Source organism: Nonomuraea sp. 10N515B (assembly GCF_052245915.1).
Taxonomy (GTDB): domain Bacteria; phylum Actinomycetota; class Actinomycetes; order Streptosporangiales; family Streptosporangiaceae; genus Nonomuraea.
In genome coordinates this window covers 87,939-111,574 of record NZ_JBQQBQ010000026.1, presented here as the reverse complement: position 1 = coordinate 111,574, position 23,636 = coordinate 87,939, and the positions used below count along the sequence as shown (strand labels likewise).

General features: G+C 69.7%; 21 protein-coding genes. 13 read left to right on the top strand and 8 right to left on the bottom strand.

The features are described 5' to 3' along the window. The first annotated feature begins 132 nt into the window (after window positions 1-132). From ACTWQA_RS32815 to ACTWQA_RS32805, 3 genes are all read left to right on the top strand, one after another. Window positions 133-1,137 carry a S1 family peptidase gene (locus ACTWQA_RS32815; protein ID WP_443162869.1) on the top strand — a complete coding sequence of 335 codons (1,005 nt, stop codon included), beginning with the start codon at window positions 133-135 and terminating at the stop codon, window positions 1,135-1,137. A 125-nt stretch (window positions 1,138-1,262) separates the two neighbouring features. Further along, complete coding sequence (locus tag ACTWQA_RS32810) at window positions 1,263-1,640, top strand: VOC family protein (protein WP_443162868.1); 378 nt, start codon at window positions 1,263-1,265, stop codon at window positions 1,638-1,640. A 2-nt stretch (window positions 1,641-1,642) separates the two neighbouring features. After that, window positions 1,643-2,011: a VOC family protein gene (locus tag ACTWQA_RS32805; protein WP_443162890.1), complete on the top strand. Its 369-nt coding sequence runs from the start codon at window positions 1,643-1,645 to the stop codon at window positions 2,009-2,011. A gap of 45 nt (window positions 2,012-2,056) precedes the next feature. Here ACTWQA_RS32805 and ACTWQA_RS32800 read toward each other — a convergent pair whose 3' ends face one another. From ACTWQA_RS32800 to ACTWQA_RS32790, 3 genes are all read right to left on the bottom strand, one after another. Next, window positions 2,057-2,731, bottom strand: coding sequence for a hypothetical protein (locus tag ACTWQA_RS32800; protein WP_443162867.1), 675 nt, complete (start codon window positions 2,729-2,731; stop codon window positions 2,057-2,059). Between the two features lie 139 nt (window positions 2,732-2,870). After that, window positions 2,871-4,343, bottom strand: a complete 1,473-nt coding sequence (locus ACTWQA_RS32795) for an SPFH domain-containing protein (RefSeq protein ID WP_443162866.1) — start codon at window positions 4,341-4,343, stop codon at window positions 2,871-2,873. A gap of 10 nt (window positions 4,344-4,353) precedes the next feature. Next, window positions 4,354-4,554 carry a hypothetical protein gene (locus tag ACTWQA_RS32790; protein WP_305914145.1) on the bottom strand — a complete coding sequence of 67 codons (201 nt, stop codon included), beginning with the start codon at window positions 4,552-4,554 and terminating at the stop codon, window positions 4,354-4,356. Window positions 4,555-4,686: 132 nt separating this feature from the next. Here ACTWQA_RS32790 and ACTWQA_RS32785 point away from each other — a divergent pair, with 132 nt between their 5' ends. The 6 genes from ACTWQA_RS32785 to ACTWQA_RS32760 all read left to right on the top strand — a co-directional run bounded on the left by ACTWQA_RS32785 (window position 4,687) and on the right by ACTWQA_RS32760 (window position 10,755). Then, window positions 4,687-6,321 (top strand): FAD-dependent oxidoreductase, encoded by a 1,635-nt coding sequence (locus ACTWQA_RS32785; protein ID WP_443162865.1) that lies wholly within the window; start codon window positions 4,687-4,689, stop codon window positions 6,319-6,321. Continuing rightward, window positions 6,318-7,175 (top strand): PrsW family intramembrane metalloprotease, encoded by an 858-nt coding sequence (locus tag ACTWQA_RS32780; RefSeq protein ID WP_443162864.1) that lies wholly within the window; start codon window positions 6,318-6,320, stop codon window positions 7,173-7,175. The genes ACTWQA_RS32785 and ACTWQA_RS32780 overlap by 4 nt, the downstream gene beginning before the upstream one ends. Window positions 7,176-7,339: 164 nt before the next feature. Continuing rightward, entirely contained in the window at window positions 7,340-9,439 is a 2,100-nt protein-coding gene (locus ACTWQA_RS32775) for a sensor histidine kinase (RefSeq protein ID WP_443162863.1), read from the top strand. After that, window positions 9,436-9,843 (top strand): roadblock/LC7 domain-containing protein, encoded by a 408-nt coding sequence (locus tag ACTWQA_RS32770; protein ID WP_305914149.1) that lies wholly within the window; start codon window positions 9,436-9,438, stop codon window positions 9,841-9,843. The genes ACTWQA_RS32775 and ACTWQA_RS32770 overlap by 4 nt, the downstream gene beginning before the upstream one ends. After that, window positions 9,840-10,202 (top strand): DUF742 domain-containing protein, encoded by a 363-nt coding sequence (locus ACTWQA_RS32765; RefSeq protein ID WP_443162862.1) that lies wholly within the window; start codon window positions 9,840-9,842, stop codon window positions 10,200-10,202. Before ACTWQA_RS32770 ends, ACTWQA_RS32765 begins: the two co-directional genes overlap by 4 nt. After that, on the top strand, window positions 10,183-10,755 hold the full coding sequence (locus ACTWQA_RS32760; protein ID WP_443162861.1) for a GTP-binding protein: 573 nt from the start codon (window positions 10,183-10,185) through the stop codon (window positions 10,753-10,755). Before ACTWQA_RS32765 ends, ACTWQA_RS32760 begins: the two co-directional genes overlap by 20 nt. Window positions 10,756-10,774: 19 nt before the next feature. Here the strand turns inward: ACTWQA_RS32760 and ACTWQA_RS32755 are convergent, their stop codons facing one another. From ACTWQA_RS32755 to wecB, 5 genes are all read right to left on the bottom strand, one after another. After that, window positions 10,775-11,149, bottom strand: a complete 375-nt coding sequence (locus ACTWQA_RS32755) for a DUF742 domain-containing protein (protein ID WP_327586534.1) — start codon at window positions 11,147-11,149, stop codon at window positions 10,775-10,777. Next, on the bottom strand, window positions 11,146-13,494 hold the full coding sequence (locus ACTWQA_RS32750; protein WP_443162860.1) for a sensor histidine kinase: 2,349 nt from the start codon (window positions 13,492-13,494) through the stop codon (window positions 11,146-11,148). Before ACTWQA_RS32750 ends, ACTWQA_RS32755 begins: the two co-directional genes overlap by 4 nt. Before the next feature lie 56 nt (window positions 13,495-13,550). Continuing rightward, a complete protein-coding gene (locus ACTWQA_RS32745) occupies window positions 13,551-14,237 on the bottom strand; it encodes a DUF998 domain-containing protein (protein ID WP_443162859.1) in 687 nt (228 codons plus the stop codon). A 110-nt stretch (window positions 14,238-14,347) separates the two neighbouring features. Further along, window positions 14,348-16,384 carry a glycosyltransferase family protein gene (locus tag ACTWQA_RS32740; protein WP_443162858.1) on the bottom strand — a complete coding sequence of 679 codons (2,037 nt, stop codon included), beginning with the start codon at window positions 16,382-16,384 and terminating at the stop codon, window positions 14,348-14,350. A gap of 56 nt (window positions 16,385-16,440) precedes the next feature. Beyond that, on the bottom strand, window positions 16,441-17,571 hold the full coding sequence (gene wecB / locus ACTWQA_RS32735; RefSeq protein WP_443162857.1) for a non-hydrolyzing UDP-N-acetylglucosamine 2-epimerase: 1,131 nt from the start codon (window positions 17,569-17,571) through the stop codon (window positions 16,441-16,443). Window positions 17,572-17,627: 56 nt separating this feature from the next. Here wecB and ACTWQA_RS32730 point away from each other — a divergent pair, with 56 nt between their 5' ends. The 4 genes from ACTWQA_RS32730 (at window position 17,628) to ACTWQA_RS32715 (ending at window position 23,597) form a co-directional block, all read left to right on the top strand. After that, window positions 17,628-19,298 carry a glycosyltransferase gene (locus tag ACTWQA_RS32730; RefSeq protein ID WP_443162856.1) on the top strand — a complete coding sequence of 557 codons (1,671 nt, stop codon included), beginning with the start codon at window positions 17,628-17,630 and terminating at the stop codon, window positions 19,296-19,298. A gap of 118 nt (window positions 19,299-19,416) precedes the next feature. Then, on the top strand, window positions 19,417-20,679 hold the full coding sequence (locus ACTWQA_RS32725) for a nucleotide sugar dehydrogenase (protein ID WP_443162855.1): 1,263 nt from the start codon (window positions 19,417-19,419) through the stop codon (window positions 20,677-20,679). Between the two features lie 19 nt (window positions 20,680-20,698). Continuing rightward, the gene (locus tag ACTWQA_RS32720) at window positions 20,699-21,787 is read left to right on the top strand and encodes a glycosyltransferase (protein WP_443162854.1); all 1,089 of its coding nucleotides are present in this window, start codon (window positions 20,699-20,701) and stop codon (window positions 21,785-21,787) included. A 13-nt stretch (window positions 21,788-21,800) separates the two neighbouring features. Then, entirely contained in the window at window positions 21,801-23,597 is a 1,797-nt protein-coding gene (locus ACTWQA_RS32715) for a DUF4434 domain-containing protein (protein ID WP_443162853.1), read from the top strand. Window positions 23,598-23,636 lie beyond the last annotated feature (39 nt).

The following is a 23,636-nucleotide window of genomic DNA, read 5'->3' as shown; positions in this document are numbered from 1 at the left end:
CACATGTTGAGAAAGCGCTCTGCGCTGGTAGGCGGCGTCATCTTAGCCGTCAGCCTGGCAACCCCGCTCAGCCCAGCAGCAGCTGACCCTGGAGCTCCGGCGTCTCAATCCGCCTCCCCAGCACCCCCCGCCATGGTCGACGCGCTCGAACGCGACCTCGGCCTCTCCGAGGCGCAAGTCGTCACCCGGCTGGCCAACGAGGAACGCGCCGCGGCCGCGGAGTCCACGCTGACCGCCGAGCTCGGCGGGTCGTTCGGCGGCGCCTGGCTGAACGACGACGCCTCCAAGCTCATGGTCGCCACCACCGACCCCAACGCCGCCCCCGCCATCGAGGCGAAGGGCGCGCAGCCGGTCCTCGTCAAGCGCCCGCTGGCCGACCTCAACGCGGTCATGCAGAAGCTCGACGCGGCCCCGCGGCGGGCCACGGCCGCCGCCTCCCTCTGGTTCGTCGACGTCAAGACCAACACCGTCTCCGTCCAGGCGCCCACGGTCGAGGCCGCCGACGCCCTCGTCGCGGCCGCCGGCGTCGATCGGAGCCTGGTCACCGTGGCGGCGACGGCCGAGCGGCCGGGGACGTACATCGACATCATCGGCGGCGCGCCGTACTACATCGGCTCCAGCCGCTGCAGCGTCGGCTTCTCCGTCACCAGGGGCAGCACTCCCGGCTTCGTCACCGCCGGGCACTGCGGCCGGGCCGGCTCCAGGACCACCAACCCCACGGGCACTTTCCAGGGTTCGTCCTTCCCCGGCAACGACTACGCCTGGGTCGCCGCCCCCGGCAACAACGCGACGCCGTACGTACGCGGCTCCGGCGGCTCGCTCGTGACCGTCCGCGGCTCCACCCAGGCCTCGGTCGGCGCGTCCATCTGCCGCTCCGGCTCGACCACCGGCTGGCGCTGCGGCCTCATCCAGCAGCACAACGCCACCGTCCGGTACGCGCAGGGCACCGTCACCGGCCTGACCAGGACCAGTGCCTGCGCCCAGCCGGGCGACTCCGGCGGCTCGTTCATCTCGGGCAGCCAGGCCCAGGGCGTGACCTCCGGCGGCTCGGGCAACTGCACCACCGGCGGCACGACGTACCACCAGCCGGTGAATGAGATCTTGGGCGCTTACGGTCTCACGCTCCGAATCGGCTGACCGAAAACCCCCGCGCAGCGTGCCCACCAGACCCGGGCACGCTGCGCGGCCGTTGTCGCGATGAGTTTTCGCCCGCCGCCCGGTCTGTCCCTCGTACGCGCATTCAACGCACAGAGGAGACAGTCATGACGCGACCCGCCCTGGGCAGTCTGCTGCTCGCCAGCACCGACCCCGACCGCCTCCGCGGCTGGTACGCCGCCGCCCTCGACCCCGAGAGCGACACCGACGCCAACGGTTACCGCATCCTCAAGTTCGGCGAAATCTTCCTGCTCATCGACACGCGGGACGACGTGGCGGACAAGAATCCCGAGCCCGGCCGGGTGATCCTGAACTTCGATGTGGAGGACGCCCGGGCCGTGGCGGCCCGCATGGAGAGCGCGGGCGTGACGTGGCTGGCGGAGCTGGAGGACCGCGACGGCAGCCTTTTCGCCACCGCGATCGACCCGGACGGCAACTACGTCCAGATCATCCAGCTCAGCGAGGAGCACAGGAAGGCGATGTGACGATGTTCGGCACGACGAAAGCGTTCAGCGGGTTCTCGGTGAACGACATCGCGGCGGCGAAGAAGTTCTACAGCGAGACGCTGGGGCTCCGGGTCTCCGAGGAGCACGGCCTGCTGACCCTCCACATAGCGGGCGGCACCGACATCCTGGTCTACCCGAAGGACAATCACACCCCGGCCACGTTCACGATTCTCAACTTCCCGGTGGAGGACATCGACAAGGCCGTGGACGAGCTGGTGGCACGTGGCGTGCGCTTCGAGCGCTACCCGCACTTCAAAGCCGACGAGAAAGGCATCCTCCGGGAGGAGGGGCCGCCGATCGCCTGGTTCACCGACCCGGCCGGAAACATCCTTTCGGTCTTGCAGCCGTAGAAGGCGCAGAAGGGCCTCCCGGGATTCCGGGAGGTGACCGGCGCCTCACTTGGGCACGCGGGCCAGGTTCTGATCGGCCAGGCCGGCCAGCTCGTACAGGCCGGACGGTTTCACCTGCTTGCCGACCACCAGCATGCTCATGACCACGGTGCCGCGCCTGATCATGACGGAGCCGATCTGGGCGTTCTTGTCCCCGCCCGCGGCCGTCGTCAGGTAGGCCCGTGACTGATCGCCCTTGGTGGGCATGGGCAGGGCCCGCGTCTTGTACGAGACCTTCGAGCCGCCGACGTCAGCGGAGTAGGAGGTGCACTGCTCGGGGAGCGGCGCGGGGAACGACGCCGACGGGAGCCGCACCACGGCCTGGGTGATCGAGCCGCGTTCCGCGGCGTAGGCGATCACCGCGGCCGGCGCCTTGGCGACGTCCGGCTTGGCGGCGTCGAGCTGGGCGGCCCCGGCGCACTCCGGCCGCTCCAGCTTGGCCTCCCGCACGGCGGCCAGCCCTTGCTGGGTGGACTTGAGCGAGCCGAAGGCGCCCAGCTCCGGGCCGTACGAGATGCGCATGCCCGCGGGCGCGGGCATCAGTGCGGCGCGGAGTTGGGCCGCGTCGGCGGACGACGCCGTCGCCGGCTGCCCGGCGGCCGACGCCGCCCCGGTCTTGTCGGACGAACATCCGGCAATCGCCACCATGCTCAGACATATGCCGGAAATGGCCTTGCGCATGAGCCCTCCCCCTTCACTCCAGCGGCATTTTCGAAAACGCTAGAGGAATCGCGGCCCGCGCATCCGTGCAACGTCGCTATTCGCGGAATTCAGCGGTTTAGGAATGATTTCCGATTCGCTATTGTTTGGGCATGCCGACTTAGGGGGTTTTGCCAGACACCTCCGGCTCCGCCCCGTTGGGGGTCGCGCCGTTGAGCAGGGCCCTGGCGAGACCCAGTCCGGTGCCGCCGAGCGTGAGCGCCTTGGCCAGGAGCTCCTCCACGCCCTGGGCGCCGTTGAGCACCACCATGTGGTCCACGTTCCCGAACGCCTTCGCGCCTGCCTCCACGACCTCCGGCCAGCGCTCGGCGAGCTGCTGGGCGATGACCGCCTCCTGGTTCTCCTTCAGCGCCTGGGCCCGCGCGCTGATCGCCTTGGCCTCCGCCAGGCCCTTGGCCTGCGACGCCTCGGCCTCGGCCAGGCCCAGCGCCTTCGCGGCCTCGGCGCTCGCCAGCCCGCGGGCACGGGCGGCCTGGGCTTCGGCCTCGCCGGCGATCTTCGTGGCCGCGCCGGCCGCCTCGCCGCGCAGCCGCACGGACTCTGCCTCGGCCGCGGCGGCCTGTTTGACCTGGGAGGCCTGCGCGGCCGCGCGCAGCTCGGTCTCCCTGGCCTCGGCCTCCGCCTGCGCGATGCGGGCGTCACGCTCGGCCTGGGAGAGCGTGACGGTCTCGTACGCCTTGGCGTCGGCGGGCTTGCGTACCTGTGACTGCAGGCGTTGCTCGGACAGCTGGGCCTCCAGCTCGGCGGCCCTGGTCTCCTGGACCACCACCTCCTGGCGGGCGGTGGCATCCGACAGCGGCCCCGCCTGCCTGGAGGTGGCCTGGGCCCGGTCGATCTCGGCCTGGTAGGAGGCCTCCTTGATGCGCGCGTCGCGCCGGGCCGCGGCCATGTTGGCGGCGGCGATCTGCTCGGCCTCGGTGGCCTCCTGATCACGCTGGGCCTGGGCGATGCGGGCGGTGGCGGCGACCCTGGCGGCGTGCGGCTTGCCGAGGTTGACGATGTAGCCGGTCTCGTCGTCGATCTCCTGGATCTGCAGCGAGTCCACGATCAGGCCGAGCTTGCTCATCTCGTCGGCCGCCGACGCCCGGGTCTCGCTGGTCAGGCGCTCACGGTTGAGAATCAGGTCCTCGATGGTGAGGTTGCCGATGATCGAGCGCAGGTGTCCGGTGAACAGCTCGTGGATCGCGCTGGTCATGAAGTCCTGCTGGTCGAGGAAGCGGCGGGCGGCGTTGGCGATGGAGGAGAAGTCGTCGCCGACCTTGTAGATCACCACACCGCGGATCTGCACCGGGATGCCCTGCTGGGTGACGCAGGCGACCTGGAGGTTGGCCGCCCTGGTGTCGAGGCGCAGCCGCCTGGCGGTCTGGAAGCCCGGCAGCACCGCCGTGCCCTTGCCTGTGATGATCTTGAAGCCGAGGCTGTCGAGGCCCTCGCTCCGCCGGCGCGCGCCCAGGCCGGAGATGATCAGGGCCTCGTTGGGCTCCGCGACTCGCCACACGGCCTTGAACAGCAGGGTGATGACGACAATGGCAGCGATGACGGCGCCGCCGATGATGTAGAGCTCAGGGGACATCGACCCCTCCCTAGACGAGTGCTTTGGCCACGTAGACCGTGCGCGGGGGGAAGTAGTCCACGACGACGACGATGGCCCCGACGGGGATCTCCTCGTCGGTCACGCTCGGATGGGCGTAGAAGGCCTCGACGCCGCCCCTGATCGGGATCATGACCTCGCCGACGAGTCCAGGGCCGATCTTTCCTGTGACCCTGCCCTGTTTGCCGACCACCGGACTCCCCCTGTTGGTGATATTCCGGACGGTACTCCAAACCGGCATTCGCGGTAATAGGCCGCGCAAAATGTTTCTCGAGACGCTGCGCGTCTCTCATCCCATTTGGCCGGACCTGCTGATGATCGCGCCATGAGCTTGAGCCCGCGCGACCTCGGGATGAACCGGCCTATTTCCCGCCGTGACTTCTTCGACGGCATCGCCGTCGGGGCTGTTGTGTCCACGGGGAAAGCCGAAAAGGCCCAGGCGAGCGCGGCTCCGCCCGCGCCGGGCGGATTCCGCGGCGGCGCGGCCCAGGCGCTCAGCGTGCCGCACGCGCTGCGGGACGGCCGTTTCTGGCAGTACGCGGACCCGCCGGAGCCCACCGGCGAGAGCTACGACCTCGTGGTGGTGGGCGGCGGGCTCAGCGGGGTGAGCGCGGCCTGCGAGTGGCTGCGCCGCGATCCCGGCGCGGCCGTGCTCGTCCTCGACAACCACGACGAGATCGGCGGGCAGGCGCGGCGCGCGCTCTTCCATCGGCAGAGCGGCCCGGCGCACGCCGACCCCGGGCTGGCCGACGGCGTGATGTGCGACGCGGAGACCTTCGGTGCGGACACGCTGGTCAGGCTCCAGTCCGATTGGGTGGCCAGGCTGCCGATCGACGGGCGGGCCAGGGAGGACCTGCGCATGCTGCACCGGGAGCCGCCCGACTGGCTTCCGGGACTCTCGGCCGAGGGCAAGCAGGAGCGGCTGGCGGAGCTGACGTACTCGGCCTTCCTGCTGGAGGTCTGCGGCGTGCACCCGGACGTGGAGCGGTTCTACCGCAGCATGTCGTGCCCGGAATGGGGGTACGACACGCGGGCGCTCGGTGCGATCGACGCCTGGGGCACCGGATATCCGGGATTCGCGGGCCTGGGACTCGATGCGAACAAGCCGTCGCGGTTCAACTCGCCCACCGTGAAAAAGCAGTGGGGAATGGCGGATCCGGACCTTTACCTCTTTCCCGCGGGAAATCAGGCATTGGTGCGGACGATGGTGCAACGGGCGCTCGACCGGCCCGGCAACCGGGTGCGCCTCCGGCTGTCCAGCCCCGTGGTGTCGGTACGCGACGGCGCCGTTTCGGCGACCGTGGGTTACTTCGACGGCCACCAGGTCCTGACCGTCACGGCCGGGGCGGTGATCCTGGCCTGCTGGAGTGCGGTCATCCCTTATCTGGTGCCGGAGCTGCCCGCCGAGCAGCGGCAGGCGCTGAGCGCGGCCGTCCGGGTGCCGCTGCTGCACGCCACGGTACGGGTGCGCGACGGGGACGCATGGCGGCGGGCCGGCGTGGGCCGGGTGCGCTGGACCGGCGCGTACTGGTCGCTGACCGAGTTGGAGCCGCCCCGCCGTCCGGGCGGGCCGGCCGCGGTGCACCTGCTGGCCACGCCGTGCCGGTCGGAGCTGGGTCCTGAGGCGGGCGCAGTGGCGGGCCGGCGCGAGCTCATCAAGACGCCGTACGAGCAGTTGGAGCACACGATCCGGGACCAGCTCACCCGGCTGCTGGGGCCCGGTGGGTTCGACCCGGCCGGGGACATCGAGGCGATCACGGTCAACCGGTGGGGGCACGGGAACGCGCCCGAGTACTGCCGGCCGTGGCACCCGTTCTATCCCGACGGGCCGTTCCCCGCGGACGCGGCGCGCAGGCGCTTCGGCAGGATCGCGATCGCGGGCTCGGACTCGGCGCCGGCCGCCCGCGCCGACGCCGCCGTCACCGCGGCGTTCCGCGCGGTGGAGGAGCTGGCCCGATGACGCTCTGGCTCCGGGTCTTCCTGGTCGGGCTCGCGCTCTGGGTGGCCACCGTCGTCGTGACGGCCTGGACGCACAACTCCAACCTCGTCCCGACCGTGGTGCTGTTCGGCAGTTTCCTGGTGCCGGTGACGTTCGTGGTGTGGGCGTACGGGCGGGGCCGCTCACCGCGGGTCACGGTCGAGATGATGTTCACGGCCTTCGTGGTGGGCGGCGTGCTGGGCGTGCTCGGCGCCTCGGTCCTGGAGGCCTGGCTCATCCGGCCGTCGATCATCATGTACGTGCTGGTCGGGCTGATCGAGGAGGGCGCGAAGCTGGCCGCGCTGATCTTCGTCACCCGGCGCATGACCACGCGCGGCACCATGGACGGCGTCATCCTCGGCGCGACCGTCGGCTTCGGCTTCGCCGCGTTCGAGAGCGCCGGTTACGCCTTCAACGCCCTCTTCACCTCCGAGGGCCTGTCGCTGTTCCAACTGGTCGAGACCGAGGTGCTGCGCGGCATCCTGACGCCCGTCGGGCACGGCCTGTGGACGGCCATCGCCGGCGGTGTCCTGTTCGCCGCCCGCGGCCGGCTCACGGTTCCCGTGGTGCTGACCTACCTCGGCGTCTCGCTGCTGCACGCGCTGTGGGACTCGATGACCGCCATCGCCATCGCCATCACGCTGGTGCTGACCGGCCGGCCGTGGCAGTTCGAGTTGCTGCGGATCGGCCGGGTGCCGCGGGTGACCGCGTGGCAGGTGCACATCTTCACGCTGCTGAATTGGGCGGGGCTCAGCACGATCTCGCTGGTCGCGCTGGTCTGGCTGTGGACGGTCGTACGATCGGGCAAGCACCGGCGAGAGATCGCGTCCCAATAATCACGGTAATGAACGTCTTCCTCCCACTGCGCCGGAGCCATAAACGGTGCTAGTCTCCTGTGCGATCTTCCGGAGGTGTATTTACACAAGGTGTGGAAATGCCCCCGACTCGAGGTTGGGACATGGGCTCGCGAAACCGGTCTATTCGGTTCAAGATCTTTCTGTTGCTGCTGCTACCCCTCTTGTCTCTGAGCGCGCTTTGGGGTTTCGTCCTCAACCTCACCATGGGCGACGCCCAGTCACTGCTCCGGGCCGGCACGCTGTACCAGACCCTCGGCGTCACCTCCACCGACCTGGGCTTGCAACTTCAGGCCGAGCGAGTGCGCTCCGCCGAGGCACTCACCACGCGTGAGCTCACCGAGGCGCTCGGCGGCCAGCGCGCCCGCACCGACCGGTCCGTCGGCGAGTTCCGTCAGGCCGTCACGGAGGCCGGCGACGCGGCCGGCAACCTGGGCCGTCCCCTGGGCACGCTGATGGGGGCGCTCGACCGGCTCGGTTCGATCAGGGCCGACATAGACAACGGCCTCAGCTCCCGCCTGTCCGGGCTGAACGAGTACAACCGCATCCTCGACTCGATCTTCATGCTCTACGACCACCTGGTCTCCGTCTCCGACCTGGGCATACTCCAGCAGGCGTCCTCGCTGCAGGCCATGGGCATGGCCAGGGAGCAGATCGCGAGGGAGCACGCGCTGGTCATCGGGGCGCTGGCCGACGGGCGGCTCACCGAGCCCGAGACCGCGGCGTTCACCGAGTACGCCGCCTCCAGGAGGTTCCTCCACGCACGCGGGCTGGCGGGCCTCGAGGTGACGCTGCGCAGGCCGTACGAGCAGATCTTCGCTTCCGAGTCGTTTCAGACCTTCCTCAGCCTGGAAGCCAGGATCGTCAGGACCGGCGCCCCGCCGCCCGACGCCGCCGGCTGGACGGAGACGATCAGCAGCCTGACCTCTCAGCTGGACAAACACGGCCTGGCCGCAGCCGAGGTGCTGGCCGCGCGCACGTCCGAGGCCGCCACGGCCACGGTCGCCGAGATCGCGATCGCGGGCGGCGTCGGCTTGATCGCAGTGCTCGCGTCGATCATCATCTCTGTACGCTTCGGTCGTCGCCTGGCCGGAGAGCTCGGCGGGCTGCGCGTGGCCGCGGTCGAGCTGTCGGAGCAGCGGCTCCCCGACATCGTGGAGCGGTTGCGCAAGGGCGAGGACATCGACGTGCGGAAGGAGGCCAAGGCGATCAAGGTGAGCGGTTCCGCTGAGATCACCGACGTGGCCAGGGCCTTCGGTTCCGTGCAGCGCACCGCCGTGACGGCGGCGGTCGGCCAGGCCGCGCTGCGGCGCGGGGTCGGCCAGGTCTTCCTCAACCTCGCCCGGCGCAAGCAGGGGCTGCTGCACCGGCAGCTGGCGCTGCTCGACGGCATGCAGCGGCGCACGCACGACCCTGACCGGCTGGAGGAGCTCTTCCGGCTCGACCACCTCACCACCCGCATGCGGCGGCACGCCGAGAGCCTGATCGTCCTGTCCGGGTCCGCGCCCGGGCGGGCGTGGCGCAAGCCCGTGCCCGTGATCGACATCGTCCGGGCCGCGGTCGCCGAGGTCGAGGACTACACGAGGGTCGCCGTCGAGGCGATGCCGGTCAGCGCGTTCGACGGGGGCGCCGCGGCCGACCTCACGCACCTGCTCGCCGAGCTGGTCGAGAACGCCACGATCTATTCACCGCCGGACACTCAGGTCCAGGTGCGCGGCGACCAGGTGAGCAACGGCTACGCCGTCGAGATCGAGGACAAGGGCCCGGGCCTGTCGGCCCCCGAGTACGCCGCGTTCAACACGCTGCTGGCCGACCCCCCGGAGTTCGACCTGGCCGACAGCGACAGGCTCGGCCTGTTCGTGGTGGCCAGGCTGGCCGCGCGGCACGGGATCAAGGTGCTGCTGCGGCGCTCGCCCTTCGGCGGCACGACCGCCATCGTGCTCGTGCCGCGCGAGATGGTGACCGAGCAGACGGCGCTGACGGCCGGCGACAGCGGGGAGGAGATGGCCGCGCTGCCGAGCCGTACCAGGAAGAAGGCGCTCGCGGTGGTCACCTCGGGCACCCACGCCGGACTGCCCAGGCGAGTGCGCCAGGCCGGCCCGTCGTCACGGCTCCAGCCGTCCGCGGAGCCCGCGCCCGAGCAGCCGGCCGACCGCTCTCCCGACGAGGTACGCGACCTGTTCTCCGCCTTCCAGCGGGGAACCCAACGCGCCCGAGAAGAAGCCCAGGATGAGGGGGACAAATGAGTGTGCCGACCACCAACACCGGTGAACTTAACTGGCTGCTGGACGACCTGACCGCCAGGGTGGCCGCCGTGCGCCAGGCGGTCATCCTGTCGACCGACGGCCTGGCGATCGGCTACTCCAAGGGGCTGATGCGGGAGGACGCCGAGCACCTGTCGGCCGTGGCGGCCGGTTTCCAGAGCCTGGCCCGCGGCACCGGCCGCCATTTCGGCGGCGGCGACGTGCGCCAGACCATTGTGGAGATGGAGTCGGCGTTCCTGTTCGTCACGGCGGCGGGACAGGGCACCTGCCTGGCCGTGATCGCCGATGCGAACGTGGACGTCGGCCACATCGCCTACGAGATGGCGATGCTGGTCAAGCGGGTGGGCCAGCACATCACGACCAATCCGCGCGCTGGAGCGTCATGAGCGACAGCCCGCAGTGGTTCGATGAGGAGGCGGGGCCCGTCGTCCGGCCCTACGCCCTCATCCGCGGCCGCACGCGTTCCTCCGGGGACACGTTCGACCTCGTCGCGACCGTGCGCGCCATCGGCGACCCGACGGGTGCGCTCGGTCCCGAGCAGCAACTGATCCTGCGGGCTGCTCGCAGTCCCATCTCGGTGGCCGATCTGGCCGTCGAGCTCGACCTGCCCATCGGCGTCGTCCGAGTCCTGCTCGGCGACATGCGTGACCACGGTCTCATCTCGGTGTCGTCGTCCTCGGCCGGAGGAACGCGGTCGAATGAGCGCATTCTCAAGGAAGTGATCAATGGACTCCGTGCTCTCTGAGGACCCCGTCGCGCTGAAGATCCTCGTTGCCGGCGGGTTCGGCGTGGGCAAGACCACCCTGGTCGGATCGATCAGCGAGATCAAACCGCTGCGCACGGAGGAGGTGCTCTCCGACCGCGGGATCGGCGTGGACGATCTCGACGGCGTGGAGGCCAAGACCACCACGACCGTGGCGATGGACTTCGGCCGCATCACGATCCGCGAAGGGCTGGTGGTTTACCTGTTCGGCACGCCCGGGCAGGAGCGGTTCTGGTTCATGTGGGACGAGCTGTCCCACGGCGCGCTGGGCGCGGTCGTGATCGCCGACACCCGGCGGCTGACCGACTGCTTCCCCTCCGTCGACTACTTCGAGCAGCGCGGCACGCCGTTCGTGGTGGCCGTCAACTGCTTCGACGGGGCCGAGCGGCACAGCGTGGACGACGTGCGCATCGCGCTCGACCTGGACGACAACGTGCCGGTGATGCTGTGCGACGTACGGCGGCGCACGTCGGCCAAGGAAGTCATGATCACCCTGGTCGAGCACTCCCTGCGCACGCTGACCTCGGCGAACTGAGGCGCAGCCGAGGTCGGCGTCAGAGCGCTCTGAGGCCGTTGATCACTTCACGGAGCAGGCTCTCGGTCGCCGTGGACGCCTGGTCGCGCTGCGGGCGTACCGAGACCAGGCCGTGCTCCAGCAGGTCACCCAGCAGCACCCGTAGCACGCCGACCGGCAGGCCCACCTCCGAGGCGAGCTCGGCGACGGGCTTGCCCTGGCCCGACACGCAGCTGACCACCCTCCGGTGCTGAGCACTGAGCTCGGCGTGGGACGGGGCGGGCAACCCGGTCGCGACGACGGTCGCCAGCAGGTCGAGCGCTGAGGACGCGGGCCTGGTGCGCCCGCGCGCGACCGCGTACGGCCGGACGACGGGTCCCGCCTCCTCATCGACCCACTCGTGCTCGCGGCTCACGGCTGAGATCCCCCATCCTGGTCGCTGTCCTGCCGCCCGCGCTGCCAGCCGGACTGGAGCGAGGAGAGCAATGCCCTGGCCTCCTCGGGCGAACGCTCCTCGGCGGGCGGGGTGGGGGGCGGCTGCTGCTGAAGCCGCTCCGGCAGGTTGGTCTGCCGCTGGCGGCGGGGCAGGCTCGTCTGCCGTTCGGCGGCCGGCCTGCCTGTCTGCTCGTCGGGGTGCTCGTGCCGTTCGCGGCGGGGGAGGCCGGTCGTCCCATTACGCTGCGGGAGGCCGGTCGTCCCATTAGGTTGCGGGAGGCCGGTCGGCCGCTCCCGCTCCGCGAGCTCGGCGGGTTGCGCCTGCTGTGGCAGCGCGGGACCCCCGCCGCGCTTGGCGGTACGGACCCGGCGCGGCAAGTCGCCGGGCCCCGTGGTCTCCGGCCGGACCACCGACACGGAGATGGACTCGAACTCCAGCGGCTGCACCGGGGTCGCCATGGGCTCGACCAGCGATCCCGGGACGAGCACGATCGCGGTCGTGCCGCCGTACGGCGAGGGCTTGAGCGTCACCTTGATGCCGTGCCGGGCCGCGAGCATGCCGACCACCGCGAACCCGAGCCGCTCGGTCTGGGCGGCGTCGAACTCCGGCGGGCTGGCCAGGCGCTCGTTGATGATCCTCCGGGTGGCCTCGTCCATGCCGAGGCCGCGGTCCTCGATCTCGACGGCGAAGCCCCTGCCGACCATCTCGCCGCGTACCGAGACCTCGTTGCTGGGCGAGGAGAAGGCGGCGGCGTTCTCGATCAGCTCGGCGAACAGGTGCATGAGGTCGGCCACCGCCGTGCCGGAGACGCCGCACTCGGTCATCGGGTAGACGCGGACCCGGGTGTACTCCTCCACCTGGGCCGCGGCGCCGCTGAGCACGTCCTCGATCGGGATGACGCCGCGCCACCTGCGGCCCGCGGAACCGCCGGACAGCAGCACCAGGCCCTCGGCGTGGCGGCGCATGCGGGTGGTCAGGTGGTCGAGCTTGAACAGCCGCTCCAGGGCCTCGGGCTCTTCCGTCTGGTTCTGCATCTCGTCGAGCAGCTTGAGCTGGCGCTGCAGCAGCGACTGGCTGCGCCGCGCCAAGTTACGCAGCGCCTCGGACAGCCCCTCGCGCATCCTGGCCTGCTCGACGGCCGCGTCGACGGCCGTGCTCTGCACGCTGTCGAACGCCGCGGCCAGGTCGCTGACCTCGCTGGTGGCGTTGCGGGCCACCTTGATGGGCGGCGCCTCGGCCTCGATGTCGACGCTCTCGCCCTTGCGCAGCTTGGCCACGACGTCGGGCAGCCTGATCTCGGCCAGGTCGAGAGCGGTACGGCGGAGCGTCGCCAGCTCGCGGGTGATCCTGCGGCCGACCCGGACCGAGATGAAGATCGAGAAGATGACCGCGATCAGGCCGACCGCGCCCGCGATGGCGGCCCGCACCACGATGGCGATGCCGGCGGGCTCCATCCTGGCCAGCAGCTTGTCGCCGGTGCGCCAGATGGCCTCTTGATATTCCTTCTGCACCTGGTCGGCTACGCCCCGCCAGAGCTCGACGTCCAGCGGCTGCCCGGAGACGTAGCCCTCCACCAGGTTCTCCATGGTGACGTACCGGGAGGAGTAGTAGATCTTCTCGAACGGGGCCCGCAGCTCGCTGTCGAGGTTGGCCAGAGCCTTCGGGAAGAGGTAGGTGCGGGCGCCGTCGATCCCCGCCAGCATGTGGACATCGCGCATGTTCGCCTGGCCGTTCGCGGCGATGATCAGGGCGTGCTCGCGGCTCAGCAGCTCGCGCACCTCGTCGGCGGCGATCAGGCCCTGCGCCTGTAGCGAGAGCTCGACGTCCGTGCCCATCGTGAGCCGGGAGTAGAGCAGGTGGACCTCATCGGAGATCTTCGCGTACTCCGTCACCAGACCGCCGGGGGTGAGGCTGCGCTCATCCACCTTGCGCCTGATGTCAGGGAGCCGGTCGATCGCCGCGAACACGCTTTGGAGCTGGTTCTTCATGTCCAGCGAGAGCGCGTCCTGCGTGTCCTGCGACTGCGCCTGCTGCGTCAGGTCTTTCCTGTTCGCGTCGACCTTGGCCCGTGCCTTGCTCAGCGCGTCCGGGTCCGTGACGGCACCGGCGATCCGCTCGGCCGAGGCCAGCCGCTCGGCCTGCAGATTGCCGGTCAGACCGTCGGCGTGATTGATGACACCGGTCCAGATCGTCTCGACCTTGAGCAGGTCGAGCGCCTCTCCCGACGTGGTGCTCGCGGCGAAGCCCCAGAGCGCGACCAGGGAGACCAAGGGGATGACGAGCAGCGTCGAGATCTTGAATCGGATGGATCTGCCCGATGCCATGACACCTGCTCCCGGATAGAAGATCGCGGGAGAGAATAGCATCCGAACGCATGGTTTTAAGATCGACTAGCGATAAATCTGTGATATGTCGGGATTTTTAGGGCCTCGACCTGGTTTGGCGATGTCCTCCGCCGCCAGGCGAGCCGCACCAGCCAGGCCGCCAGCACGGCGAGCAACGCCACCTCCGCGCCCAGCAGCAGCCTCTCCACGAGCCCGATCATCACCCGCTCGCCCGGCAGGGCCACGTACGTGATCGCCAGCAGCCCGAACCCCCCGGCCAGCGCCACCCACTCCACGGCCCGCGCCACGGGCTTCCAGTCGGCATTGGCGGCCAGCCGGGGGACCAGCAGCGCCCCGGCCGCCGGAAGGCTGATGAAGGCCGCCACGGACGCGTACCGATGGATCTGCGCCGCCAGGTCGAGGTCCATGCCGATCGGCGTGGTCGGGACGATCGCGGCCACCACGAGCGCCCCCGACCACACCATCAGCAACCGCTCCGGCATCCCCCGGACGGGCGCCCCCGCCGCTCTGAGGCCCGCCAGCAACGCCAGGGACCCGATCCCCAGGACCGCCATCGCGACCTCCGTGACGCCCCCGCGGTCCGACACGGCGTACTCGCTGACGGTCACGTTCATGGGGTCGAGGTAAGGGTCGGGGCCGAACTGCCCGACCACCACCGCGACCACCGCGAACATGATCGATCCACAGGCGATCAGCGGAAAGAGCCTCTTTGCTGCGGTCATGCCGCAACTCTCCCGCTGTGCCCCCCTTGCTCACATCCGGCCCCGCCCCCGAGCCGTCCCTGACCCGACCCTGACTTCTCCGGGTCTCGCTGAAGGGAACCCCCGGGGGCTCAGATCAGGACGTGGGCGTCCGGGCGGCCGACGAACGAGAACTGGGCGTTGCGGGTCAGCTTGATGTGGTCCGCCTGCCAGGTGTGCATCGAGGCGTCGGCGCTGCGCCAGTAGACGAAGTTGAAGCGGTCCGCCGAGTAGATCTTGACGGAGTCCGCCTTCAGCCGCCGCACCAGCTCGGTGTCCTCGCCCCGGGTGATGTCCGCGAACCCGTACGAGCGGAACATGTCCGCCTTGCCGAGGAACGTGCCGCCCTGGACGAGGAACGAGTAGCGGTGCTCCAGGCCGGGCAGCCGGAGCATCGTGGTGTCGCTGCCCTCGAAGTACGCGTAGTGCGCACCCTTGCCCACCAGCTCCGCGTCCGAATAGTCGAACGCCCGGACCAGGTCCGACAGGTAGTGCTCGCCGTACAGGTTGTCGTCGTCCATCTTGGCGATCAGGTCGCCTTCGGCGGCCGCGATGCCCAGGTTCATGCAGGCGCCGAGCGACAGCGAGGCGTCGGCGGGCAGGACCGTGACGTCCGTGATGCCCGCCATGCGGGCCTTGTCGGCGACCACGACGGGGTCGATGTCGAGGCCGTGCAGCACCATGATCAGCTGCAGCGGGCGGTGGATCTGCCGGGCCACCGACGAGATCGCGTGCTCGATCTGGGAGGCGCGGTTGGTGGGCAGCACGACCGAGATCGACCGGGTCCTGGGCGTCACCTGGTGCCCGAGGTCCTGGAGGATCTGGTCCACGCGGTGGGAGAACAGGTGCTTGTCGAACACCTCGCGCATCGCCAGGTGCCCCATCCTGGCCCGCAGCTCGGGGCTGTTGATCAGGTGCAGGACCTGGTTGTACGACTCGATCGGCTCCCGCGCGATGGGAACGAGGCTGCCGAAGGTCTCCTCGATCGCCCGCGACCACCCCGACACGACCGGCGTCGCGCAGGCGGACAGCTCGAAGACCCGCCGCGCGCACATGGTCGGCGAGTCCAGCACCGAGTTGACGTTGAGGAAGACCTTGTACATCCGGTACGCGGCCAGCATCTGGTCGTACGGCAGCTCGCCCACGATGTGCGGGCGGTACTTCTCCGGCCAGGCGTACTTCTCGTCCACCTCGCCGTTGCGCGCGAAGATGTGCAGGCCCAGCTCGCGTACCGGGTCGAGGACGGTCTCCATCTGCTCGCGGCGCTCGGGGTGCTTGTCGCGGAAGTACATCCCGGCGAACACCACGTCGTGCAGCCGGCCCTGCTTCTGCTGGATCGGATTGTGCACACGAGGCTGGGCGGCGAACTGCAGCACATCAACGCGGTCGTGTCCCAAAATTTCCCGATATTTGGGCACCATGTCACCGTCGCAGGTGAACACGTAATCGAACAACTTGGCCGTGTCGATGAAGAAGTCGAAGTTCGGCGGGTCTTCCTTGTTCCAGAAAACCGTTGGGATGCCCTCTTGCCGGCACCAGGCCACCAGATCGCGCAGGGGCTCCTTGGGCGCGTTGGTGCCGGTCATCTGGTAGCGCCAGCGGCCCTGGTTCCCATGCCAGGCCGACTCGCAGAACAGTAGGTCGGGCCGCTTCTCCGCGAAGATCTCCGGCCAGTCCTTGAGCCCGAACTCGATCTGGTCCCACTCGTAGCGGAAGGCCATCCTCGAGAAGTCGTCCAGGATCACTGCGACCTTGAGGTCCGGCCGGTTCACCGGCCCGGCCGGCCACTTCACCGGCGGCACCTCGACCAGCGGGGGCCGGTTGTTCGCGATCTGGGTCGCCTCGGTGACGGGGATCGGCGGCTTCGGCGCCTTCTCCTTGGAGCGGACCGCCTCCATGATCTTCCCCGGGCTCTTGGAGCCCAGGGCCTCACCCAGCTTGAACGTGCGCTTGGCCTGCGTGGCCTCGAGCTTCCACGTGGCGTACGCGGCCTTGGCCTCGGCGATCTCCAGCCGCCGCCGCAGCTCCCTGACCTCCGCTTCGTAGCGCTCGACGAGCTTGCGCTCCTCGGGCAGCCAGTTGACGGGTCCCAGTCTTTGAAATGCAGGGGGCTCGGGGGTATCGGCCATGGTGGTACGCCTATCGCTCAGCGGAGGAGGTTGTCATGTTACGTCGGAAGCGAAGGCTATTCGGGGCGTTTGGCCTGGGAAGCGGGTGCCAGGTTGTCGCCCTTCAGCCAGGCCGCGATCACCGTGGCGATCCGCGGGCCCGCCTTGCCGTCCCAGAGCACCGGCAGCTCCCCGGCCGGCGTGGCGGCGCCGTCGGCCAGCGCCTTCTCCGCGGCCGCGGGCAGAAGGGCGGGCGTGACCAGCCGGTTCGTGCCATGGGTGATCGTGATCGGCCGCTCGGTGTTGGGCCGCAGCGTCAGGCAGGGCACGCCGAGCATGGTCGTCTCCTCCTGCACGCCGCCGGAGTCCGTGACCACCAGAGCGGCGCCGCGGACCAGTGAGAGAAATTCCACATAGCCGAGCGGCTCGATGACCTTGATGGTCTCGCCGTCGACCAGGCCCGCCTCGGCCAGCCGCGCCTTGCCGCGCGGATGCACCGGAATCACGATCGGGGTCTGCCGCGACACCTCCAGCACGGCCTCGACCAGCTCCTTGGCGGCTTCGGCGGTGTCCACGTTCGCGGGGCGGTGCAACGTCGCGACGGCATAGCGAGCCGGCAGGCCCAGCCGCGCCACCACGGGCGCCGGGTCCAGCGTCGGCAGAGCGGAGAACAGGCTGTCGATCATGGGGTTGCCGACCAGGTGCACCTTGGACGGCGGCACCCCCTCGGCCGACAGGTAGGCGAGCGCCTCGGGGGAGGTGGCGAAGAGCAGGTCGGCCAGCGCGTCGGTGACCACCCGGTTGACCTCCTCGGGCATGCCCCGGTCGAACGAGCGCAGCCCCGCCTCCACGTGCGCGGTCGGCACGCCCAGCTTGGCGCAGACGAGGATCGCGGCCAGCGTCGAGTTCACGTCGCCGTACACCACGACGAGGTCGGGATCGTGCTCCTGGACGACCTCCTCCAGGCCGACCAGCAGGGCCGCGGTCTGCTTGGCGTGGCTGCCCGAGCCGACCCCCAGGTTCGCCACCGGATCCGGCAGGCCGAGGTCGGCGAAGAAGACGTCGGACATCAGCGCGTCGTAGTGCTGGCCAGTGTGGATGATGCCCTGCCGCACGCCGAGTTCACCGAGTGCCCGCACCACCGGAGCCGCTTTCACGAAATTGGGACGAGCACCCAAAACGTGCAGGACCAGGGGGTTCTCCCTCATTGACCTCGCCTTTCATAGCGGAAGGGAAAAAGCGTTGCCTATGGTACGGTCACGGCGTGGCATCCGACGCCAGTCGTCAAGACTCCTCTAAGGTTTCCGCGAAGTCCGCCCGTGCCGGCGTCGGTGGACTTCTCAAGGGCTTCGTCCAGCACCCCATCATCGTCACCCGCGTCGTCGTGACGAAGGTCAAGTCCGATCCCGTCCGCGTGGCCCAGGCCGCCGCCGACGCGCTCCCGCCCCGGCTGCGCCCCATCGTGGGCAGTCTGGCCTGGCCGGCCGCGCGCAGGGCCCGGCACATCGTGCGCAAGCTCGGCATGCGCGTGATCAAGGGGCCGTGGAACGAGGCCAAGGAGCACTGGGACGCCGGCCGGGTCAGCCAGGCCGCCGCCGTGCTCGAGGCCCACACCAAATACCCGTTCGTCAAGCGCAGGGCCGCCTACTACCGGGGCGAGCTAGGCGCCATCAGCCCCAACCCGATCCCGCCCGGGCCCAAGGTGGCCATACTGGAGCGGGTCCAGGGCCGGGTCATGCACCTGGTCACCAACGCGTTGCCGTATACGCAGGCCGGCTACACCGTCCGCACCCACCGCATCGTCACCTCGCAGAAGGCCGCGGGGCTCGACCCGCACGTGGTCACGAGCTGGGGCTGGCCGATGATGCAGGGGCACGCGGACGCGCCGCCGTTCGAGGAGCTCGACGGCATCCCCTACTACCGGCTGCTGCCCGACGGGCACGGCGAGGTGCCGTTCGAGATGCGCGGGCGCATGATCAGGGGCGCCGACGCGGTCACCAAGCTCGTCACCCAGCTGCGGCCGCAGGTGCTGCACGCCGCCACCGACCACCGCAACGGCTCCGTCGCGCACGCCGTGCGCGACCGCACGGGCACGCGGTTCGTCTACGAGGTACGCGGCTTCCTGGAGGAGACCTGGGCCTCCCGCGACCCGATCAGGGTCGGCAGCGAGCGGCACGTGCTCCAGCGCGAGCGCGAGGCGTTCCTGATGCGCGAGGCCGACGCGGTGGTCACGCTGGCCGAGACCATGGCCGCCGAGATCGTCGAGCGCGGCGTGCCCAGGGAGAAGATCCACCTGGCGCCCAACGCGGTGGACGACTCGCTTCTGACGGCCCACTACGACGGCGCCTCGTTCCGGGACGCGTACGGCATCAAGCCCCACGAGGTCGTCGTCGGCTCGGTGTCCAGCATCGTGGCCTACGAGGGGTTCGCCACCCTGCTGCGGGCCGCCGCGCTGCTGCGTGACCAGGGCACGCCGGTCCGGGTGCTCATCGTCGGCGACGGCACCGAGCGCGACAACCTCCTGGAGCTCGTCGGCGAGCTCGGCCTGAGCGACGCCATCCTGCCCGGCAGGGTCGGGCCCGAGGAGGCGCTGCAGGCGCAGGACGCCATCGACGTCTTCGCCTGCCCGCGCGAGGACCTGCGGGTATGCCGACTTGTTACGCCATTGAAACCGGTCGAGGCGATGGCGCTCGGAAAGCCCGTGGTGCTCAGCGATCTGCCGGCCCTGTCCGAGCTTGTCGGCTCCGACGGCGCCGGGTTGCTGGTGCCGCCGGGCGATCCCGAGGCGCTCGCCAAGGCCATCGCCGGGCTCAGGGAGGACCCCGCCAGGCGGGCCGAGATGGGGGAGGCGGGTCGCGCCGAAGTGGCCGCGAAGCGCACCTGGAGCCGCGTTGCCGAGACTTATCAAGCTCTGTACCGATCCTTGGCTGAATGATGACCTTCAAGTTGCCTGTCTCTTGTGACGGTTTCCGTCGCATTAGGCGTGAGCTAGGTGGACTTGAGATAACCTTTGCCACCATGAAGTGTTGTTTCCGGCCCCCAAAGGCACAGCTGTGACAGAAATAGACTTGGCTGTCATCGGCCTGGGCTACGTCGGCATGCCGCTCGCCAAGGAGGCAGTGGGTGCCGGGCTGCGCGTCGTCGGCGTGGACGTCGACCCCGCCAAGGTGGACGCGCTCAACGCCGGCCGGTCCTACATCGATGATCTGACCGACGCCGACCTCGAGCACATGCTGGCCCACGGGTTCAGCGCCACGCTCGACGAGACCGTGCTGACCCGGAGCAACACGATCGTCATCTGCGTGCCCACTCCGCTGGATGAGGACCACCGGCCGGACCTGTCCGCCGTGGAGGGCGCGACCAAGGCCGTCGCCCGCAACCTGAGCAAGGGCACGCTCGTCGTGCTCGAGTCCACCACCTGGCCGGGCACCACCGACGAGGTGGCCAGGCCCTTGCTGGAGAGCTCGGGGCTGGTCGCCGGCCAGGACTTCCACCTGGCCTTCTCGCCCGAGCGCATCGACCCGGGCAACGCCAAATTCGGCCTGCGCAACACACCCAAGGTCGTGGGCGGCTACACCGCGACCTGCCGGGACCGCGCGACCGACTTCTACGCGCAGTTCATCGAGCAGGTGGTGCCGGTCAGCGGCACCCGCGAGGCCGAGATGGCCAAGCTGCTGGAAAACACCTACCGGCACGTCAACATCGCGCTCGTCAACGAGATGGCGATCTTCTGTGACGAGCTGGGGATCGACCTGTGGGAAGCCATCGAGGCGGCGGCCACCAAGCCGTTCGGCTTCCAGAAGTTCCTGCCGGGGCCGGGCGTCGGCGGGCACTGCATCCCCGTCGACCCGTCGTACCTGTCGTACACCGTGCGCAAGCTGGGCTATCCGTTCAGGTTCGTGGAGCTGGCGCAGGAGATCAACGAGCGGATGCCGTCCTACGTGGTGGCCCGTGTCCAGCGTCTGCTGAACAGGCATAAGAAGCCCGTGAACGGCGCCAGAGTCGTTATGCTCGGCGTCACGTACAAGCCGGATATCGCCGACGAACGGGAAACCCCGGCCCTGCCGGTGGCGCGTGCGCTGCTGGAACTGGGCGCCGAGCTCTCGTTCGCGGACCCGTACGTCAAGGAGTGGTCGGTAGACGGCACCCCGGTGCCGCGTGAGGAGGACCTGGCCGAGGCCGTGGTCAACGCTGACGTGACGCTGCTGCTGCAGCAGCACGCCGCGTTCGACCTCGACATGGTCGAGGCGAAGGCCAGACTCGTGCTCGACACCCGCGGCGTGCTCGCCGAGGGCGAACGCGTCGAGCGGCTGTAGCGACGGAGGGCTGCGCGCAGTGCACGTGCTCGTCATGACGGTGGTGCATAACCCCGAGGATGCTCGGATCCTGCATCGGCAGATCCGTGCCCTCGTGGATGCCGGTCATGAGGTCACGTATGCCGCCGCCTTCACCGCCTTCGGCGTCGTCCCGCGTCCCTGGGTCACCGGGGTGGACCTGCCGAGGGCGGCCCAGCGCAATCGGATCTCGGCGACGTGGGCCGCGCGGCGGGTGTTCAAGCGCATGCGCGACAAGGTCGACCTCGTCCTCGTCCACGACCCCGAGCTGCTGTTCGCCGTGTGGGGCATGCGCGGCAGACCGCCCGTGGTGTGGGACGTGCACGAGGACACGCCGGCCACGCTGTCGCTCAAGCCCTGGCTGCCCTCGCTGCTGCGGCCGCCGGTGCGGTTCCTGGCCCGCCTGCTGGAGGGCACGGCCGAGCGTCACCTGCACCTGATGCTGGCCGAGACGGCGTACGCGGGCCGCTTCAAGCACGCCCATCCGATCGTCCCCAACGAGACGTGGGTGCCCGACTCCGTGACGCCGCCCGGCGACGACCGGGTGGTCTACCTCGGCTGGTTGTCCAGGGCCAGGGGCGTGATCGAGGCGGTCGAGGTGGCCAAGCTGCTGCAGCCGTACCGAGTGGCCGTGGAGCTGATCGGTTATGCCGACCCGCAGAGCCGCCCCATGCTCAACCAGGCCGTCACCGAAGGCGTGCTGGAGTGGCGCGACTTCATGCCCAACGACGAGGCGCTCAAACGGCTCGACGGGGCGCTGGCCGGGCTGTCGCTGCTGCACGACGAGCCGAACTATCGGCACTCGATGCCCACCAAGATCGTGGAGTATATGGCGCACGGCATCCCCGTCATCACCACTCCCTCGCCGCGTGCCGTGGAGCTCGTCGAGCGTTACGACAGCGGCGTCGTGGTGCCCTGGCAGGACCCCAAGGCCGTCGCCCAGGCCGTGCTGACGTTACGGGACGACGTACGCGAGCGGCGGGCGCAGGGCGCGCGCGGCTACGCGGCGGCTCGCGCCAATCATCACTGGCCCAACTCGGCGAAGCGCTTCGTGGCCCAGCTGGAGTCCTGGGCCGGGGTCAAGCGATAACGGGTTGCCGCACGTGCGCTGGCTCTTCTTCGTCGTGGGCGCAGTCGTCCTGGCCGTGGTCGCCGCTGTGGTCATCGTCCTACCCGAGTCGTCGGACGAGCCGGCCCCCAAGGCGAGCAGCCCGGCCGCGTCCCAGCCGCCGTCGGACCAGCCGACCCCGCAGGTGAGCGAGTTCACCGACGACTGTGGAACGTTCGAGACCAAGGAGAGGGCCCCGTACGCCGTCACCGGCTACTGGATCATGCCCAAGTCGAACCCCTGCACCTGGCGCACCCAGCTGAAAGAGATCCACGACGTCGGCGGTGACACGATCATCAGGATCGGTTACGGCCTGCAGTTCCGCCCCGTGTCCGACGACGGCGAGATCCTGACCAGGGACGGCGAGCTCGACTCGCTCTACAAGCCCTGCGAAGAGGACGGCCTGACCTGCCGCGACGCCGCCGAGCGGGACCTGAGGAAGGCCCACCCGGACAGCAGGATCGGCCGCACGTACGTCTACCGCACCGACGAGTCGTTCGGGGAGAACGTCTTCCGCTGCCCGGAGATGGAGCACAGCATCCAGGCGGGCAACCGCACCTACTTCCGGATCATCACCCAGCCGGACGGCTCCGACGACGCCACCTGCGACTTCTCCAGCAAGGGCCGCTCCTACGACCTCATCCTGGTGGCCGGCTCGCCCAAGGACAGCCTGACCCAGCTGCTCGACCTGGGTGACCAGTTCGGCATCCGGATCTTCCCGGCGCTGCCGCTGGCCCCGCGCGACCCCAACACGCCGATCAGGGCGTACAAGCACCACCTGGGCGCGCTGACCACGCTGACGCGCCGCATCCTGCAGGACTACGGCGACCGCTTCGCCGACCGTGATTCGCTGGGCGGCGTCTACCAGCCGTTCGAGGTCCAGATGTCGGCCACGCTGGCCTCCAACCCGACGCTCGAGGTGTACGCCGACCAGCACACGATCGTCGAGCAGGAGCTGCCCGGCAAACCCATCCTGATCAGCCCCTACATGGACGCGCGCCGGCGGGTGGGCTTCGGCCAGACGCCCAAGCAGGTGGCCGAGGCGTTCAAGGAGCTGGCCAAGACCGGGGTCGGCATCATCGCCCCGCAGGACAGCCGGGGCACGGGCAAGGTGGGCCTGTTCTGGCCCGACGAGCGAGACACCGAGGTGGACGAGCGGCTGCGGCCGGTGGTCGGGGAGTCCACGTACGGGACCGCGTACCACGGGTCCACGCGCGACTACTACCGGGAGATGGCGCTGGCCCGTGAGGAGATGATCCAGGCCGGCTACCAGGTGCAGCTGTGGGCGAACGTGGAGGCGTTCGAGCCGTCGGGCGAGCAGCCCTGTACGCCTCAGGGCACGCGCGGCAAGACCGACAAGAAACGCCTGGACCAGGCGGTCACCATGGCCGGACGCTACGTGCAGAAGGTCGTCTCCTACATGTGGAGCGACTTCATGACGTGCGGGCAGCCCTCGCTCGAAGAGGAGATCACCTCGGACTGGCAACGCCCGATCGCGGTGGACGCGATCAGGCGCGCGCGCGACATCCAGGACGGCGTGGAGGTCCGCGGCTACAACTTCAAGGACGGCACGATCACCATCCAGTGGTCGGGCGGGGCCAAGGACCTGGTGGTGTCCGCGGTGGGCTGGCTGGATGAGAACCCGCTCGAGGAGTTGCCCGAAGGCATGTCCACCGCCTGGGTGCCGTTCGACTGGGCCCAGGTGCCCGCCGGGGAGTGGGTCAGGATCACGGTCAAGGCCCCCTCGGGCCAGGCCGCGACCGAACCCTTACACGTGCGCATCGCGACCTGACGGGCGTTTCGCGGCTCACACCTAACTACGTGTACCGTG